We start from the raw sequence: 14,778 nt of genomic DNA on the forward strand, positions 1-14,778 counted from the left end.
CTAAACATATGTGAAGGTGGTGAGGTGAATCGAAAAAAATATTTTATGTTCAAGTAAAATGATAGGAATGTATGTTCTTGTTTTGGTATAATATCCGTAACAAGGAGGTGAAAAAATGACAACGGAAAAGAAAACAAATTGTAAAACGCTTCAAATTTGGATTAAAAAAGGACATCGTATGTATTCTTATTTTCAAGAATCTTGCCAACATGCGAAGAATATGTACAACACGACAAACTTTTATATACGACAAGTGTATACAGAGGTTTGACACAAAATAAGGATTTACAACCTTTACAAAAAGAAGTTTTAGATACAATTGCTAAAAACATAGGGAAGATGAATGAGACACAAATTCTTGCCTATCAAAAGAATGTGGAAAAATAGAAGAATTAAAAAAAGCGGGATGGTATGAGGGGAGAAAAATAGACATATCAGAAACTGTAAAGTTCCTTGAAGAAAGAGGGTTTGAGGTTTTTGAAAGTGTAAAAAAATTTATGGAGGAGTTTGGAGAATTACGAATCAATGTTGAAAAGACTCGTTCAGATGGGTCTAAGAAAATATCTAAACATACCACTTGCATTAAGGAAGTGATAGGTGTGTTAGATAGTTCGTGTTTTGGTTTAGAGGATTATATTGATGAGAAAGCTATTCCTATAGGTTCACTAAATGATTTCGGGATAAATTTATACATATCGGAATCAGGAAGAATATTTGAATCAATAGGTTGGGCAGGAGAGAGTGCTTTAGAAGCATTGGATAATATTTTTCGTGAAAAAGGAACATTGATTTGGGGTGAATTTGAAGGATAATAATAATTTTCTAATGAAAAATTATGTCCTAACCTACTGCATAATTGTAATGAAGCATTGAGTAGGGGCAAAGGAAGCAGAGTGATAGATAAGATTAAAAAGTGATTTAAAGTTTGGAGTCCGTATGACAAATAAGAAATTTAATGAAGAGTTTAAAACAATGATGGTTGAATTATATCGTTCGGGACGACCTGTAAAAGAAGGAAGCAGCGAGTATGGCGTATTAGAAGTAACGGTTTATAAAGAGATTAAAACATACTCTCCTATCACATCAGTTGATGAAGAACTAGCTAACGAGGTAGCATAGACTTAATTTTTTTGTCCAGTTCAGTGTAGCCTATCCGAAATTTTGAATATAGAACGAAATATAGTATCAAATTAACGTGTGAGGGAAATGGTTCCGTCAAGAAGCCTGGATGAAGAATCATTCAATGTAAATACTGAGATGTGCAAAAAATATCTCGAATTTGAGATAATTTACTTGCTTTTTAATCACTTGAGTTGTAAAGTGATAGTAACGAAAGGAAGTGAGTCATATGAGAAAGAGTACGCTCAGTTCACTAATCTGGTTTCGTACTGCTCGTTTTACACATCAAAGTAATTTATTATCGAATGAATTCTTAAAACAGTTTCATATCACAGCTGCTCAGTTTGATGTATTAAATCAGGTTTCTGTTTATCAGCCTCTCATGCAAAGTCAATTGGCTACTAAAGTAACTGTGTCAGAGGGTGGGATTTCACGTATGCTTACTCGACTTGAGCAAGAGGGATATATACAGCGTAAGCAGGACTGGAAAACGAAATGGATTACTCTTACTCCAAAAGGAGAAGAAAAAATAAATGAGGTTTTTGAACACCAACTTAATTTCCAAACGTCCATTCTCAATGAGTGCTTAACAGAGGATGAACAAAAAACACTATATAAGATTATGACTAAGCTACAAAAACATACTGAGAATAAATTGGAAAGTTAAGAACCATATTATCTGTGTTAAATGTTATTTTTAATTATCACTTGATTAGTAAATCGAAAACGGAGGAATCACGGATGTATAAAATTAAAGGGCATCATCACACTTCAATGATTACAAAAAACACAAGTGAAAATAATTCCTTTTATAAAAACGTGCTTGGTTTGCGCCGTGTGAAAATGACGGTAAACCAAGATGACCCGTCGATGTATCACTTATTTTACGGAGATAAAATAGGGAGCCCAGGTACTGAACTAACATTTTTTGAAATTCCTCTAGTCGGAAAAACATATCGTGGTACAAATGCAATTACTCAAATTGGATTACTCGTCCCTTCAGAGGACAGTTTGTATTACTGGAAAGTACGATTTGAGGAATATGGTGTGTACCATGGTGAAATCACAACATATGCAAATCGTCCTGCCTTGAAATTCGAGGATCCTGAAGGTCTTCGTTTGGTGTTACTCGTTTCAAATGGAGAAAAAGTTAAGCACTGGGAAACATGGGGGAAATCTGAGGTTCCTGTTGAACATCAGATTCAAGGAATGGGTTCTGTGGAAATAACGGTGCGTAGACTTGATAAAATGGCGAGCACACTTACAGATATGTTTGGTTATACAGAGGTCAGTCGAAATGACGCAGAAGCAGTTTTTCAGTCTATCAAGGGAGAGGTTTTTGGAGAAATCGTAGTGAAATATTTGGACGGTCCTTCTGAAAGACCAGGTCGCGGTAGTATTCATCATCTAGCGATTCGTGTGAAAAATGATGCAGAGCTTGCCTATTGGGAAGAACAAGTGAAAGAAAGAGGTTTCCATTCCTCAGGAATTGTTGACCGTTTCTACTTTAAGAGTTTATATTTCCGTGAATCAAACGGGATTCTTTTTGAAATTGCGACAGATGGACCAGGATTTACAATTGATGGAGAAGTGGAACATTTAGGAGAAAAACTGGATTTACCGCCGTTCTTGGAGGAACAGCGAGTAGAAATTGAAGCAAAATTATCTCCTATTGAAGAGAAGTAATAATGGGAAAATGTTATATTGATGAATCCAAAAGTATAGAAGAAAAAGTACAACTGTAAAATATAAATTAAAACTAATGGAGGAATACAAAGTGAACCAACTAAAAGGAATACACCATGTTACAGCTATTACAAGCAGTGCAGAAAAGAACTATGAATTTTTCACTCATGTGTTAGGAATGCGTTTAGTTAAAAAAACGGTAAATCAAGATGATATTCAAACCTATCATTTATTTTTTGCGGATGATAAAGGAAGTGCAGGAACGGACATGACTTTCTTTGATTTCCCAGGCATTCCGAAAGGCGTACACGGTACAAATGAAATTTCAAAGACATCGTTCCGAGTACCAAATGATGCAGCATTGGAATATTGGGTAAAACGCTTTGATCGTCTCGAAGTACAACATACTGGAATTAAGGAGCAATTTGGCAAGAAAACTCTCTCTTTCTCTGATTTTGATGATCAACAATATCAATTGATATCAGATGAATTTAATAAAGGAGTGGAGTCAGGTACACCTTGGCAAAAGGGACCAATTCCACTGGAATATGCAATTACTGGTTTAGGACCTGTTTTTGTTCGTATCGCGAACTTTAGTTACTTCAAAGAAATGTTAGAAAAAGTTCTATTATTTAAAGAGACTAATCAAGAAGGAGTATTCCACTTATTTGAAGTAGGAGAAGGTGGAAATGGTGCCTCGGTCATTGTAGAACATAATATGATTCTTCCTGAATCCCAACAAGGTTTTGGTACAGTGCACCATGCAGCATTCCGCGTAGAGGATCGCTCCGTATTAGAAGAATGGATTGAGCGGATGAATAGTTTTGGATTCCATACATCCGGCTATGTAAATCGTCACTTTTTTGAGTCATTATACGCAAGAGTTGCACCACAAATTTTATTTGAGTTTGCGACAGATGGACCTGGTTTTATGGGAGATGAACCTTATGAAACGCTTGGGGAAAAACTATCTTTACCTCCATTCTTAGAGCCAAAACGTGCACAAATAGAAAAATTAGTTCGTCCAATTGATACAGTGAGAAGCACGAAGGAATTCAGCAAAGAGTAAAAAAGAAACATATGTAATCAAATAGTTATTCATGAAGAAAAATTAAATGTAAAAAGGATGAAGTTTTATTCCTTTAATAGCTTACCCAAATGATGAATCTAATTAAGAGATAATTTTAGTTTTTTATTCTTAAATATCTCGAATTAAAGATAATTAAATTCGAGATATTTAAGGTAAGTATGAATGGAACTATGTAATGTCACCAAGATTAAATGTAAAGAATGAAAAGAAATACGGAAATCGTTCATGTTTAATCATTAAAGGGGTTTTCAAAAAACAAATAAAAAGGAGTAGACACAATGAATAAAAAAACGATGGGGATTCATCATATTACAGCAATTGTAGGACACCCACAAGAGAATGTAGATTTTTATGCAGGGGTGTTAGGATTACGTTTAGTAAAACAAACGGTAAACTTCGATGATCCAGAAACGTATCACCTTTATTTTGGTGATGAAGGAGGAAAACCAGGAACGATTATTACGTTCTTTCCATGGGCAGGTGCTCGTCAAGGAATGATTGGAGATGGTCAAGTTGGAGTGACGTCTTACGTTGTTCCGAAAGATGCTATGGAGTTTTGGGAAAATAGATTGGAAAAGTTCAACATTCCGTATACAAAAATGGAACGTTTTGGGGAACAATATTTAGAGTTTGACGATCCACATGGCTTGCATTTAGAGATTGTTGAAAGAGCAGAAGGTGAAGAAAATAACTGGAGTTTTGGAGAGATTAAACCAGAAGTTGCAATTAAAGGCTTTGGAGGAGCAACTCTTTTATCTACTCAACCAAACAAAACTGCTGAGTTATTAGAACATGTGATGGGACTTGAAAAAGTTGGAGAAGAAGGTGACTTTGTTCGATTCCGTTCTTCAGCTGAAATTGGAAATGTTATTGATCTAAAATTAACTTCCATTGGACGTGGACAAATGGGCGTTGGTACAGTTCATCATATTGCATGGAGAGCTAGTGATGATCAAGATCAATTGGATTGGAGAGAGCATGTTTCACGCTATGGATATGGCGTAACACCTGTGAGAGATAGAAATTATTTTAACGCGATTTACTTTAGAGAACATGGAGAAATTTTATTCGAAATTGCAACTGATCCTCCAGGGTTTGCGCATGATGAATCACAAGAAACGATGGGTGAGAAATTAATGTTACCCGAACAATATGAGCCACATAGAAAACAGATTGAACAAAGATTACTACCATTTGAAGTAAGAAATGTAGACTAATTTACGAAAGGGCTGGTTTCTATGCTTTCAATCGATCCGTTACAAAATACTGAAAGAGAAAATTATAAGTTTTTAATAGGAAGTATTATTCCAAGACCGATTGCTTTTGTTACTACAATCTCAAGGGATCGTATTTTAAATGGTGCACCTTTTAGTTATTTTAATATTGTTTCCTCTAATCCTCCAATGATTTCATTGGCAATTCAGCGCTCAGAGGGGAGACAAAAGGATACAGCAAAAAATATTCTCGATAGTAAGGAATTCGTCGTTCATATTGTTGATGAAGAAAATGTAGAAATGGTGAATAAAACTGCTGCTAATTTACCGTCTAATCAAAGTGAAATTGAATTGGCAAATTTCACAACGGTAGAGAGTGAAAAGATTTCTGCATTAGGAGTACAAGAGGCTAAAATTCGACTGGAGTGTGTATTAGAGCACTCCCTAGAATTAGGTGGTTCAGATTCTCCTGGATGTGATTTGATTATAGGAAAAGTGGTTCAATTTCATGTTGAAAATGAAATTTATGAAAAAGAAAGAATTGATCCGAAGGGATTGGCAGCTGTGAGTCGTTTAGCAGGCCACAATTATGCGAAAATAGGTGAGATTTTTTCCATTGAAAGACCTCAGTAATTTAAATATGGCTTAGTAATGAAATGGAGAGAGAATCGTGTCAAATAAAATAGCAGGTATTCATCATATTTCTGCAATGGTAAACGATGCACAACGAACAATTGATTTTTATGCAGGTGTTCTAGGACTAAGACTTATAAAAAAGACAATCAATTTTGATCGACCAGAAGTGTATCATTTGTACTTTGGAAATGGATCTGGTGAACTAGGAACTCATCTTGGTTAGAACCAAGATGAGAAGAATTAGAAGAACTCTTACCTCCTATTGAGGTGCGGGTTTTGGGAGGAGATAAATAATGAAACATTTTTTTCATAAAGGGAAGGATTTAACAAAGCCAACATTATTATTACTTCATGGTACTGGTGGGAATGAGTTAGATTTATTACCACTTGCAGGCAGAATTGATGAAGAAGCTTCTATATTAAGTGTTCGGGGAAATGTATTGGAAAATGGAATGCCTCGTTTCTTCCGAAGATTAGCAGAAGGCATTTTTGATGAAGAGGATCTTGTTTTTCGTACGAAAGAATTAAACGAATTTCTTGATGAAGCAGCAAAAACATATGAATTTGATAGAGAAAATATAATAGCAATTGGTTATTCTAATGGTGCAAATATCGCAGCAAGTTTATTATTCCATTATCAACACGCACTGAAAGGTGCCATTCTTCATCACCCTATGGTACCTAGAAGAGGAATAGAGCTTCCTGATTTATCAGGTAAATCTGTATTTATTGCAGCAGGGACAAATGATCCAATTTGTTCACCTATAGAATCAGCAGAATTACAAACGTTATTAGAAAAGGCGCATGCAAATGTATCATTACATTGGGAAAATAGAGGGCATCAGTTAACTGTGAGTGAAGTAGAAGAAGCTGCTCAGTGGTATCAGACTGTTCTAAATGCGTGATAAAAAGATTGTATGGTATGAATTATAATTAAAAAAAATAGGTAGGTATAATAAAGTGGGTATTTGATCCAAGTGAGTTGGAAGTTTATCAATAAAGAAGAAAAAACAATGTAAAATTAGCAGTGATTTATTACAGTATGGGTGGAACAAATTATCAACTAGCAAAATGGGCTGAGGAAGGCGCAAAAGATGTTGGTGCAGGTGTAAAACATCAAGCGAAACGTACAGTAACTGTTGCAGAGTGGATAAAGAAAGCAAAGCAATAAAAAGTAATAAGGAAAAAAGAAGGTTAATATAATGCTATTCAAAAGGATTTTCTTATTACTGAAATAGCGTACAATGTATCCCAAACACAAACAATCCAGCCTATGTTTTTATTGATGACAAAGGCTGGATTTTATATTTACAAACGCTTATAGAAACTTCAGGTAATCATTGAATCAATGAGAGGCTATTCTGTTATTTTAGGACATACTACAAGCTTTTCCATGTTTGAAAACAAGTTCTTTTGATATATCAGTAAAGGATAGGCATAAACATTTTGCGGGAGGAAAGCATTGATGGAAGAGAAAAAAGTAACGTGGCTGGAACTATTTTTTGATTTAATTTTTGTAGCTGCTATTTCAAAAGCGACACATTTGTTGCTACATTTGGAACAGGGAATGATTCCATTTGAGTACGTATTAAAATTTGTATTAATTTTCGTTCCTATTTGGTGGGCATGGGTAGGACAATCATTATACGTTAACAGGTTTGGGAAAGATTGTGTCGCGCAACGATGGTTTATGGTTATTCAAATGCTTTTTATCATTTTAATGACAGCCAGCCTGTCTGTGAATTTTGATCCGTATTATGTCTCCTTCCTTATAGGGTATGTTGGTATTCGATTTTCTACATCTATGCAATATATATGGATTAGCAAACAAGAAAATGGCTCGCGTAAAAAGACAGCTGAATATTTAGGATATGGATTTTTAATAGGAATTGCAGTATCTTTGTGTTCTATTTTCTTTGATTCGTGGGTTCGATATCTTATTTTATATCTAGGGATTTTTATTGATATCATTGTCCCTATTTTTGGCCGAAGATACTTGATTCAAGCACCGACAAATACCCCGCATTTATTAGAAAGGTTTGGCCTTTTTACTATTATTTTATTTGGGGAATCAATTGTTAGCTTAATTGCTGTTTTGCATCCAGAAAAAGGGAGTTGGGATGCGATTAGCTTTGTACTTGTATCATTTACAATTGTTATTACCATGTGGTGGCAATATTTCGATAATGTTGAAAAAAAGGTCGATAAAGAAGTGGAAACGACTGGGCAAGCCATTATTTATGGGCACCTATTCATTTATATGTCTTTAAGCATGATTGCGTCAGCTATCCAATTAGCGTTTTCGCAGGATATTCATTACTTATTTTTAGTAATGTTAGTTTTCGTATCTACCTTTATCTATTTCTTGTCAACCACGTTTGTTTTTCATAAATATCGATTCGTCAAGAACCGACTGAAGATTTACCATTTAGGTTTATTTATGTGTATTTTCTTTGTCTTTTTATTATTTGACCTGTTTATTGTAGTTCCAAACATTCTCATCTTTGTTCAGGTAGCTGTTTTCTTCCTTATATATACAAAAGTAACAATTTAATAATCTATACGAAATGTATGATTCTGTCGCAACGTCAGGCTGAAGAAAAGGCAAAACAAGAAGAACAACAACGTCAAGAGGCTGAAGTGCAACGCCAGGCTGAAGAACAGACAAAACAAGAAGAACAAGCCAAACAGAAGCGTCAAGAATCCGTACAAGATCCGAAAAACGATGACTGTAATTTGTCACCGGAGAGCGGTATCACTTGTGAACACGTAAAACAAGAATGGGAAAATGAGCAAAAAATCGAAGCAGAACTAAAGGCGAAAGAAGAGGAGCGAAAAGCACAGGAGGCTGAATACAACAAAAGTCACCAGTTAAGCCAGGATGTAGCTAACAAATTAGTGATCGGAACGAACTTTATGAAATATGATTCTCTTTTGCCATTACCTTCGGATGCACAAACAGGAATTGATGGTACTCAAATTTACATATACAAGCAAGGCAACAAACAAATTCGTATGACAGTTAACAAACATGACAAAATTACTGACGTTAGCTACACAGAATAAAAAAACAAAGGGAGAAAAACAGAATGAGGTACCACCAGCATTTTAGAAAAAAACACGTTAAGCAAATTTCAGCATAAAAAGATGTTAATTTTGTCCCGATAAGAGTATTTCAATGCAACACAATTTACTCAAATGATCTAATTTCGTATACAACACAATTTAAATTAGTGCTAAAACCACTCAAAAATCTTTATCGTGGTTTATGTCCGATTCGCTGTTGGTACCCCATATAAAGGTGGATTCTCATACATGGAGGATTCACCTTTTTTGTACCTATTTTCGATTTTAGTAGTTTTCATTTGTTTATTTCTTTTTGTTTGGTATATACTGTGATGCATACCGAAAGATAAAGGAGATTGACCAAATGACACAAGAAATGCAAAAAATACAAGATTACTATACATATCCGGCGATTTTCCATTATGCAGATGACGGCATTAGTATTTCATTCCCAGACTTGCAGGGGTGTTTGTCATGTGCGGATACAGATATCGAAGCTATGTACATAGCGCGCGATGTATTAGGCGGGTTTTTAGCATCTATGGAGGAAGATAACGACACGATACCAAAACCAACGCCGTTGAGAGAAGTACAAGTAAAAGAAGATGAACGAGTGGTATTAATTGATGTTTGGATGCCACCAGTTAGAGAATCTGTTCAACATGTATATAAAAAGATTAGTGTATCAATTCCAGTAGGGTTACACATGGAAGCAAAGCGGAATGAGATTAATATTTCAAAAACGTTGCAAGAAGCTTTAAACGAGAAATTAGGAACAAGATACAACGCCAATTCTCACAAAAACAAAACATATTATGATAAAAATGGTGACTTTAAATTTTAGGGAATGGATCAGGCAGGAATTCTCAAATAAATAAACTAATGAGGTGAAGGTATTATGTCATTAAAAGATATGTTGGTAGACGTAAACATGATTAATGATATTAAAGGGGCAGATTGCCAAACTAATAGGTGTTCACGAAAATACTGTCAGACGGTGGATTCAGAACGGAACACCTGATAAGGAACTTACAAAGTTACTTGATGAGGAAACGTTTATGAATAGTGATAGAGTCGTTCAGCTTGGGTTTTGCGATGAAGTAATAGATTCGGTTATAGAAACGGATACAGTTAAAAACAAGTGCAGCAGCCGTTCCAAATAAGTTGTAAAAAGCCGTGCAAAATGTAGATAGATTTTTAAAGGTTGCTAACTCATTAAACAATGCAGCTAAAAGAGTAAGCGCAGCACAAGGGGACAACGTAGAAAAGGTATTAAGTTTCCTTGATCGGTTTGGAAATTCGGTAAGAAAACGTTATAAATAAAATCCCAGGCGGTTAACTCATTGAATTGAGCATAACTGCTATTTTTTATGCTCATATATTAAGGGAACATTCAGAAGTTTAGTATTTAACCCTTTAATAGGATTAAAATAAAATTTTCTGCTCCCAAAGTGCTGTTCCAGCCTTTATAGTAAACTGTTATACATAAGAAAAACCCTTTAATATAAAGGGCTTTAGGCATGATCCCGACTGGGTTCGAACCAGCGACCTCCACCCTGTCAAAGTTAATAATCCTTTAGGATTGTAACAGATGATAGATGATAAACATTGTTGTATCAGTGTTATATCAAATCTATGTAGGATTTAAAATGTTTGAGTTTGATACAAAATTACGGCGTTCTGCCCCATTTCTGCCCCATAATAAAAGTTGGTCGAGATTAGTTGTATCAATGCTTTGAGGGTATATTTAACCTTAAAACGTACTAAGAACCCTCTCTGTTAAACGGATCTATAATTATTGGCTTTTCTGTAACAATCTTATTTACGGAAGAAAGTGTAGAAGTTATGTTATTAGTTTTGTCTTTTAATACAGGAATATCATCATCATTCTTATCGAAAACAAACTGTTTGTGTATTTTATTGTCTTTTTCAAATTTCGTTTCGGAATAAGAGCACATTTCGAAATAACTTTGTTCTAAATAACTAAATCCAAAAATATTAGAAATTCCTTTTTTTTCGTATATTTTTGGATCATTCAAATTTGTAATATAATTTGATATGGATCTTGCGAAAAGGTCTGCAACTAAGTAGGCTTCCTTTTGGCGTGGGGGTCTTTTGGGATCTGAAGTATAGTTTAATAAAATATTATTTACATGTTCTTTAAGTCCTTCAATGTCAGCGCCGCTTCCAATTAAATATACCGTATGTTTTTCTAATTCATTTATAATAGCTCCGCTGCCCTGAATGTAATCGATATGAAAAGCTTTATTTGAATAACTAGCCTCGTCAATTATAAAACCTAAAGCACTAAGTTTTTTTCCGTTATCAAGAATGGGTGTGGCAGATAGAGCATAGTCACGCAAAATACTAAGGAATTCTTCAATGAAATTTTCATGTTCTATTTCTTGTAAACGTGCTTCTTCTCTTTCAAAAAATTGATTCCATCCATTAACATTGCCAGCTAAATATAACCCTACGGAACTACCTAACTGCTTAAATTTAAAGGCGTTATCTGCTCGCAGAGATTTTGATCGGATAGTCGTACGAAAATCGTTAACAAACACTGTTCTGTCAGGCTCGTATGAATATGCTGCAATTAAAGTCATGTGCTTTCTCCCTTTCGTAAATTATACTTTGTAATTTAATAATAACAGTTACAATTAAAGTTGTCCCTGTAGTCTACTTTGGGAATTAAAAGATTACAGGGACATTTTTTATAGTAGATTATTTTTGAAATGATTTTAACAAATAAGTAGCAATAATTTATTTGTTTAATTTATTTTCTCTATAGAGTTAATTAATAGTTCTAGCTTATTTGAAGCTCCCTTGTCTGCTGATTGCAACGAGTGAGTGTAAATATCAATTGTTGTATTAATTCTGGAATGGCCCAAACGACTGGAAATAACTTTCATGTTTTCTCCAGCTTCTAATAGAAGGGTGGCAGATGTATGACGTAAACCATGAAAGTTAACATGTCTTAGTTCGTGTTTCTTAGTAAACTTGTTCCACTTTTTTGTAATATGACTTGGATATAAAGGTTTACCGTGCCAAGAAGAAAATACAAAGAAATATTCTCCAGCTTCCCATAGATCACCACAAGATAAACGTTTTTCATTACAATCATTTTTATATCTTTTCAGCTTTTCAATGAGAGAAATAGGGATAGAGATTGTGCGTTTTGATGCTCTTGTTTTTGGCTCTTTTATATAGTATTGACTATTTGCATATGATACAGCTTGTCGTACTGTTACAGTGCCATCTTCAAGGTTAATATCTTTCCATTCTAACCCTAACAATTCGCCACGTCTAAATCCTGTCATAATGGCTAATTGGAATAGAATTTGATACATGGTTTCTTCTTGTTCTAAAAGGCTCATAATTTGTCTTGTTTCCTCTAAGTCATAAGGCTCTTTTATTTGGTATTCATCTTTTAGTTTTGTAAGTTTTTCAGCAGGGTTTTTTCTTATCAATTGCCACTCATGAGCACGTTTGAAAATGTTTTTAATGACACGTATTACATAATTAATTGTAGCAGGTGATAAAGTACCTTCTTTACCATCTTTACGAGTATCGCCTTTAAGTTGATCTGCAAGAGTGATTAAGTGCATAGGCTTTACGTCTTCTAATTTCATATTTCCAAGAGTAGGTAGGATGCGTAATTTTAAATGACTGCAATACGTTTCATATGTTTGAGGAGATAGGTTATTGATAGCATATTTCTTCTTCCATTCCTCAACAAAGTCTTTAAATAACATCTTTTGCGGCTTGATATATTCACCTGCTTCTATTTCAGCAATAAACAAAGCAAGTTCTTTTTCTGCTTCGCGCTTATTCTTTGCAGCAGCCATTCTTGAACGTCTAATAGGATTACCTTTTTCGTTATAGCCAACTGTTACACGCATACGCCAGTTAGTACCATGTTTTTCGAGTGTACCTTTCATTTTTTACAGCACCACCTTAGAATGGTAATTTATCAGGAATGCTTGTTGTATGCACAGGCTTAGCAAATGGATTATTATGGTTGTCAAGATTTTTCATTTCAATATTGTGTTTACTTTCCTCCCATGGAAGTAATAAGTTTTGTCTATAATAAGTGGATTCATTTCCACATTTCACACAAAATCTTGCATCGCTATCTAATAGCGTATTACAGGCATTGTCGTATCGGAAAATGACGTTTTCGTGTTTATAATAGTCATGATCATTAATGTGTAGGTGAGAACATTTATTTACTAAGTATGTTGCACATATTTTGCAATAATCTCCTTCGTAATTTAAAGAAGTATTCTCACATTTAGGACATTTAATAGCTCTACTATATTCATCTAATTCATAGCCATCGTTATAGTTCATTTTCAGTCTCCTTTAAATTAAGCTTTATCAATAATGGTAGATCTATTTATTAATAAATAACCAAAATAATATTAGCTTTTATCGGGATATTCTTTAATTAAGATACTAAAAAGGTGGATCGTCATTTGATACACTAACAGTAAAAAAGGGTTGTATTTGTTTGGTTGCAAGGTGTTCTTTGTTCCAAATAAGTAAAAAGCCTTGTTGGAAAAAAGTAGATTCGTTACCGCACTTATGGCAGTGCCTTGCGTTTGAAGCTAATTTTGTATCACACGAATCTTGAATATAGTGGAAATTTGAAGGGCTTATTCTATCGGTATTAGAACATTTATTTACTAAATAGGAACCACATATTTTACAATAATCTCCCTCATAATCTAACTCTTCATTATCACAACAAGGACATTTTAGTGCGCGACTATTTTTATCTAATCTCAAGGTACTTTTGTATTTCATAGTTCCTTTTCCTTTCTTCATTGATTCTGCACTACAAATCGGACAGAAAGTCGAGCCGTATAATGGGTAGCATCCGCACACTAAGCAATACTTAGAGGCTATATATTGAATAAACCGTTTTTCTATTTCTGGATAGTAAGAAAAAGAATAAGTCTTGTGTAAATAACGAATGGTATTTTGAGATACCTCCATAGAGACATTACATATATCCATGATGTCTCTATAGTTAATTCCTCCCCACTCCATAGATAACTTTTTAAGAACAGGAGGTGGAGTAAGTAAATAACGTGCAAACATATTTGCTTCTTTTTCAAATTCTTCATATTGATTATTTGAGAGGCTATATCTACTAAGTGTAGTTTTTTGTGTGATTTCGTTATGCTTTAAAAAAAAATGTCCTAATTCATGGGCAATTGTAAAACGTTTTCGTTCAAATGTTTGTGTAGGAGCATTGTTATATAAAATAATATATTGCCCTTTTTTACCTGTAGGTTTATAAATCAGACAGCCTTCCTCACTAAGAGAGATTTCTTTTACTTCTGTGACTGTTAAGTTTGTTTTTATAGCAAATTCTTCATATGAGAATATTTCTAAATTCTCGTAGTTTTGAATGATATCCATTAAATTAATAGGTAGGGAATGAATATTATTATGTTTTATTACATGCAATACTTCCTGTCTTACAAGGTTAAAATCAGCTTTAATGTTCATCTTTTTTAAAAATGCCATCGAAAGCTAAGTCTAATATTTTTAATGCTTTTTCTCTATCATTTTTTGAAAGTGATTGCATTCCCCTTTGAATAGCTCGTACTTCTTGAGGACTGTTCTTAGACTCATCAATGTCATTAATAAATATATAGTCAATCGAGCAATCGAAAAGTCTACTCATATTGATTAAGGTTTGTCTATCTGGTTCATTTTTACCAAGTTCCCACATTCGAACAGTACTAACTCCTTTTCCTAATTTTTCTGCAAGCTGAGCTTGAGTCCAACCTTTTTGTTGCCTTAATTCTCTAATTCGTTCACCATAATGTTTTGTCATTTTGTAATCCTCCTTAAATAAAATATAAGCACATTATGTGCTGTTTTTCAATGATTAATGCGCTAAATGTCATTTTTTATGCTTAGCATTTTTTATGATTGACAGCATTTAAAATG

Annotated in this window: 15 protein-coding genes and 4 pseudogenes; 14 read left to right on the forward strand and 5 right to left on the reverse strand. The window is 34.1% G+C overall.

Going from position 1 to position 14,778, the window contains the following annotated elements; genetic code table 11:
* Positions 1-115: 115 nt before the first annotated feature.
* The 14 genes and pseudogenes from ACX5JI_RS09905 to ACX5JI_RS09970 form a co-directional block, all read left to right on the forward strand.
* Positions 116-384: pseudogene (locus ACX5JI_RS09905) on the forward strand (RNA-guided endonuclease InsQ/TnpB family protein); the annotation flags it as partial.
* Entirely contained in the window at positions 384-812 is a 429-nt protein-coding gene (locus tag ACX5JI_RS09910; protein WP_459501068.1) for an SUKH-3 domain-containing protein, read from the forward strand. The pseudogene ACX5JI_RS09905 and the gene ACX5JI_RS09910, both read left to right, overlap by 1 nt.
* 124 nt (positions 813-936) lie before the next feature.
* Positions 937-1,098, forward strand: a pseudogene (locus ACX5JI_RS09915) (IS3-like element ISBce13 family transposase); the annotation flags it as partial.
* 250 nt (positions 1,099-1,348) lie between these two features.
* On the forward strand, positions 1,349-1,786 hold the full coding sequence (locus tag ACX5JI_RS09920; protein WP_459500884.1) for a MarR family winged helix-turn-helix transcriptional regulator: 438 nt from the start codon (positions 1,349-1,351) through the stop codon (positions 1,784-1,786).
* Between the two features lie 74 nt (positions 1,787-1,860).
* A complete protein-coding gene (locus ACX5JI_RS09925; RefSeq protein WP_459500885.1) occupies positions 1,861-2,805 on the forward strand; it encodes a ring-cleaving dioxygenase in 945 nt (314 codons plus the stop codon).
* A gap of 91 nt (positions 2,806-2,896) precedes the next feature.
* Complete coding sequence (locus tag ACX5JI_RS09930) at positions 2,897-3,874, forward strand: ring-cleaving dioxygenase (protein WP_459500886.1); 978 nt, start codon at positions 2,897-2,899, stop codon at positions 3,872-3,874.
* Positions 3,875-4,173: 299 nt separating this feature from the next.
* Positions 4,174-5,112: a ring-cleaving dioxygenase gene (locus tag ACX5JI_RS09935; RefSeq protein WP_459500887.1), complete on the forward strand. Its 939-nt coding sequence runs from the start codon at positions 4,174-4,176 to the stop codon at positions 5,110-5,112.
* Positions 5,113-5,133: 21 nt separating this feature from the next.
* Positions 5,134-5,742 (forward strand): flavin reductase family protein, encoded by a 609-nt coding sequence (locus tag ACX5JI_RS09940; protein WP_459500888.1) that lies wholly within the window; start codon positions 5,134-5,136, stop codon positions 5,740-5,742.
* Between the two features lie 37 nt (positions 5,743-5,779).
* Positions 5,780-5,956, forward strand: a pseudogene (locus ACX5JI_RS09945) (VOC family protein); the annotation flags it as partial.
* An 82-nt stretch (positions 5,957-6,038) separates the two neighbouring features.
* Positions 6,039-6,650, forward strand: coding sequence for an alpha/beta hydrolase (locus ACX5JI_RS09950; RefSeq protein ID WP_459500889.1), 612 nt, complete (start codon positions 6,039-6,041; stop codon positions 6,648-6,650).
* Between the two features lie 137 nt (positions 6,651-6,787).
* Positions 6,788-6,859 (forward strand): annotated as a pseudogene (locus tag ACX5JI_RS09955) (NAD(P)H:quinone oxidoreductase, type IV); the annotation flags it as partial.
* A 351-nt stretch (positions 6,860-7,210) separates the two neighbouring features.
* Positions 7,211-8,299 (forward strand): low temperature requirement protein A, encoded by a 1,089-nt coding sequence (locus ACX5JI_RS09960; protein ID WP_459500890.1) that lies wholly within the window; start codon positions 7,211-7,213, stop codon positions 8,297-8,299.
* Between the two features lie 17 nt (positions 8,300-8,316).
* Positions 8,317-8,811, forward strand: a complete 495-nt coding sequence (locus ACX5JI_RS09965) for a hypothetical protein (protein WP_459500891.1) — start codon at positions 8,317-8,319, stop codon at positions 8,809-8,811.
* Positions 8,812-9,175: 364 nt separating this feature from the next.
* Positions 9,176-9,655 carry a type II toxin-antitoxin system CcdA family antitoxin gene (locus ACX5JI_RS09970; RefSeq protein ID WP_459500892.1) on the forward strand — a complete coding sequence of 160 codons (480 nt, stop codon included), beginning with the start codon at positions 9,176-9,178 and terminating at the stop codon, positions 9,653-9,655.
* A gap of 919 nt (positions 9,656-10,574) precedes the next feature.
* Here ACX5JI_RS09970 and ACX5JI_RS09975 read toward each other — a convergent pair.
* The 5 genes from ACX5JI_RS09975 to ACX5JI_RS09995 all read right to left on the reverse strand — a co-directional run bounded on the left by ACX5JI_RS09975 (position 10,575) and on the right by ACX5JI_RS09995 (position 14,662).
* A complete protein-coding gene (locus ACX5JI_RS09975) occupies positions 10,575-11,417 on the reverse strand; it encodes a hypothetical protein (protein ID WP_459500893.1) in 843 nt (280 codons plus the stop codon).
* A 165-nt stretch (positions 11,418-11,582) separates the two neighbouring features.
* Positions 11,583-12,752, reverse strand: coding sequence for a site-specific integrase (locus tag ACX5JI_RS09980; RefSeq protein WP_098290798.1), 1,170 nt, complete (start codon positions 12,750-12,752; stop codon positions 11,583-11,585).
* 16 nt (positions 12,753-12,768) lie between these two features.
* On the reverse strand, positions 12,769-13,164 hold the full coding sequence (locus tag ACX5JI_RS09985) for a hypothetical protein (protein ID WP_098290799.1): 396 nt from the start codon (positions 13,162-13,164) through the stop codon (positions 12,769-12,771).
* 105 nt (positions 13,165-13,269) lie between these two features.
* Positions 13,270-14,349: an ImmA/IrrE family metallo-endopeptidase gene (locus ACX5JI_RS09990; RefSeq protein WP_098876444.1), complete on the reverse strand. Its 1,080-nt coding sequence runs from the start codon at positions 14,347-14,349 to the stop codon at positions 13,270-13,272.
* A complete protein-coding gene (locus ACX5JI_RS09995) occupies positions 14,321-14,662 on the reverse strand; it encodes a helix-turn-helix transcriptional regulator (RefSeq protein ID WP_098290802.1) in 342 nt (113 codons plus the stop codon). Before ACX5JI_RS09995 ends, ACX5JI_RS09990 begins: the two co-directional genes overlap by 29 nt.
* Between the last annotated feature and the right edge of the window lie 116 nt (positions 14,663-14,778).

Source organism: Bacillus sp. C1 (assembly GCF_054570475.1).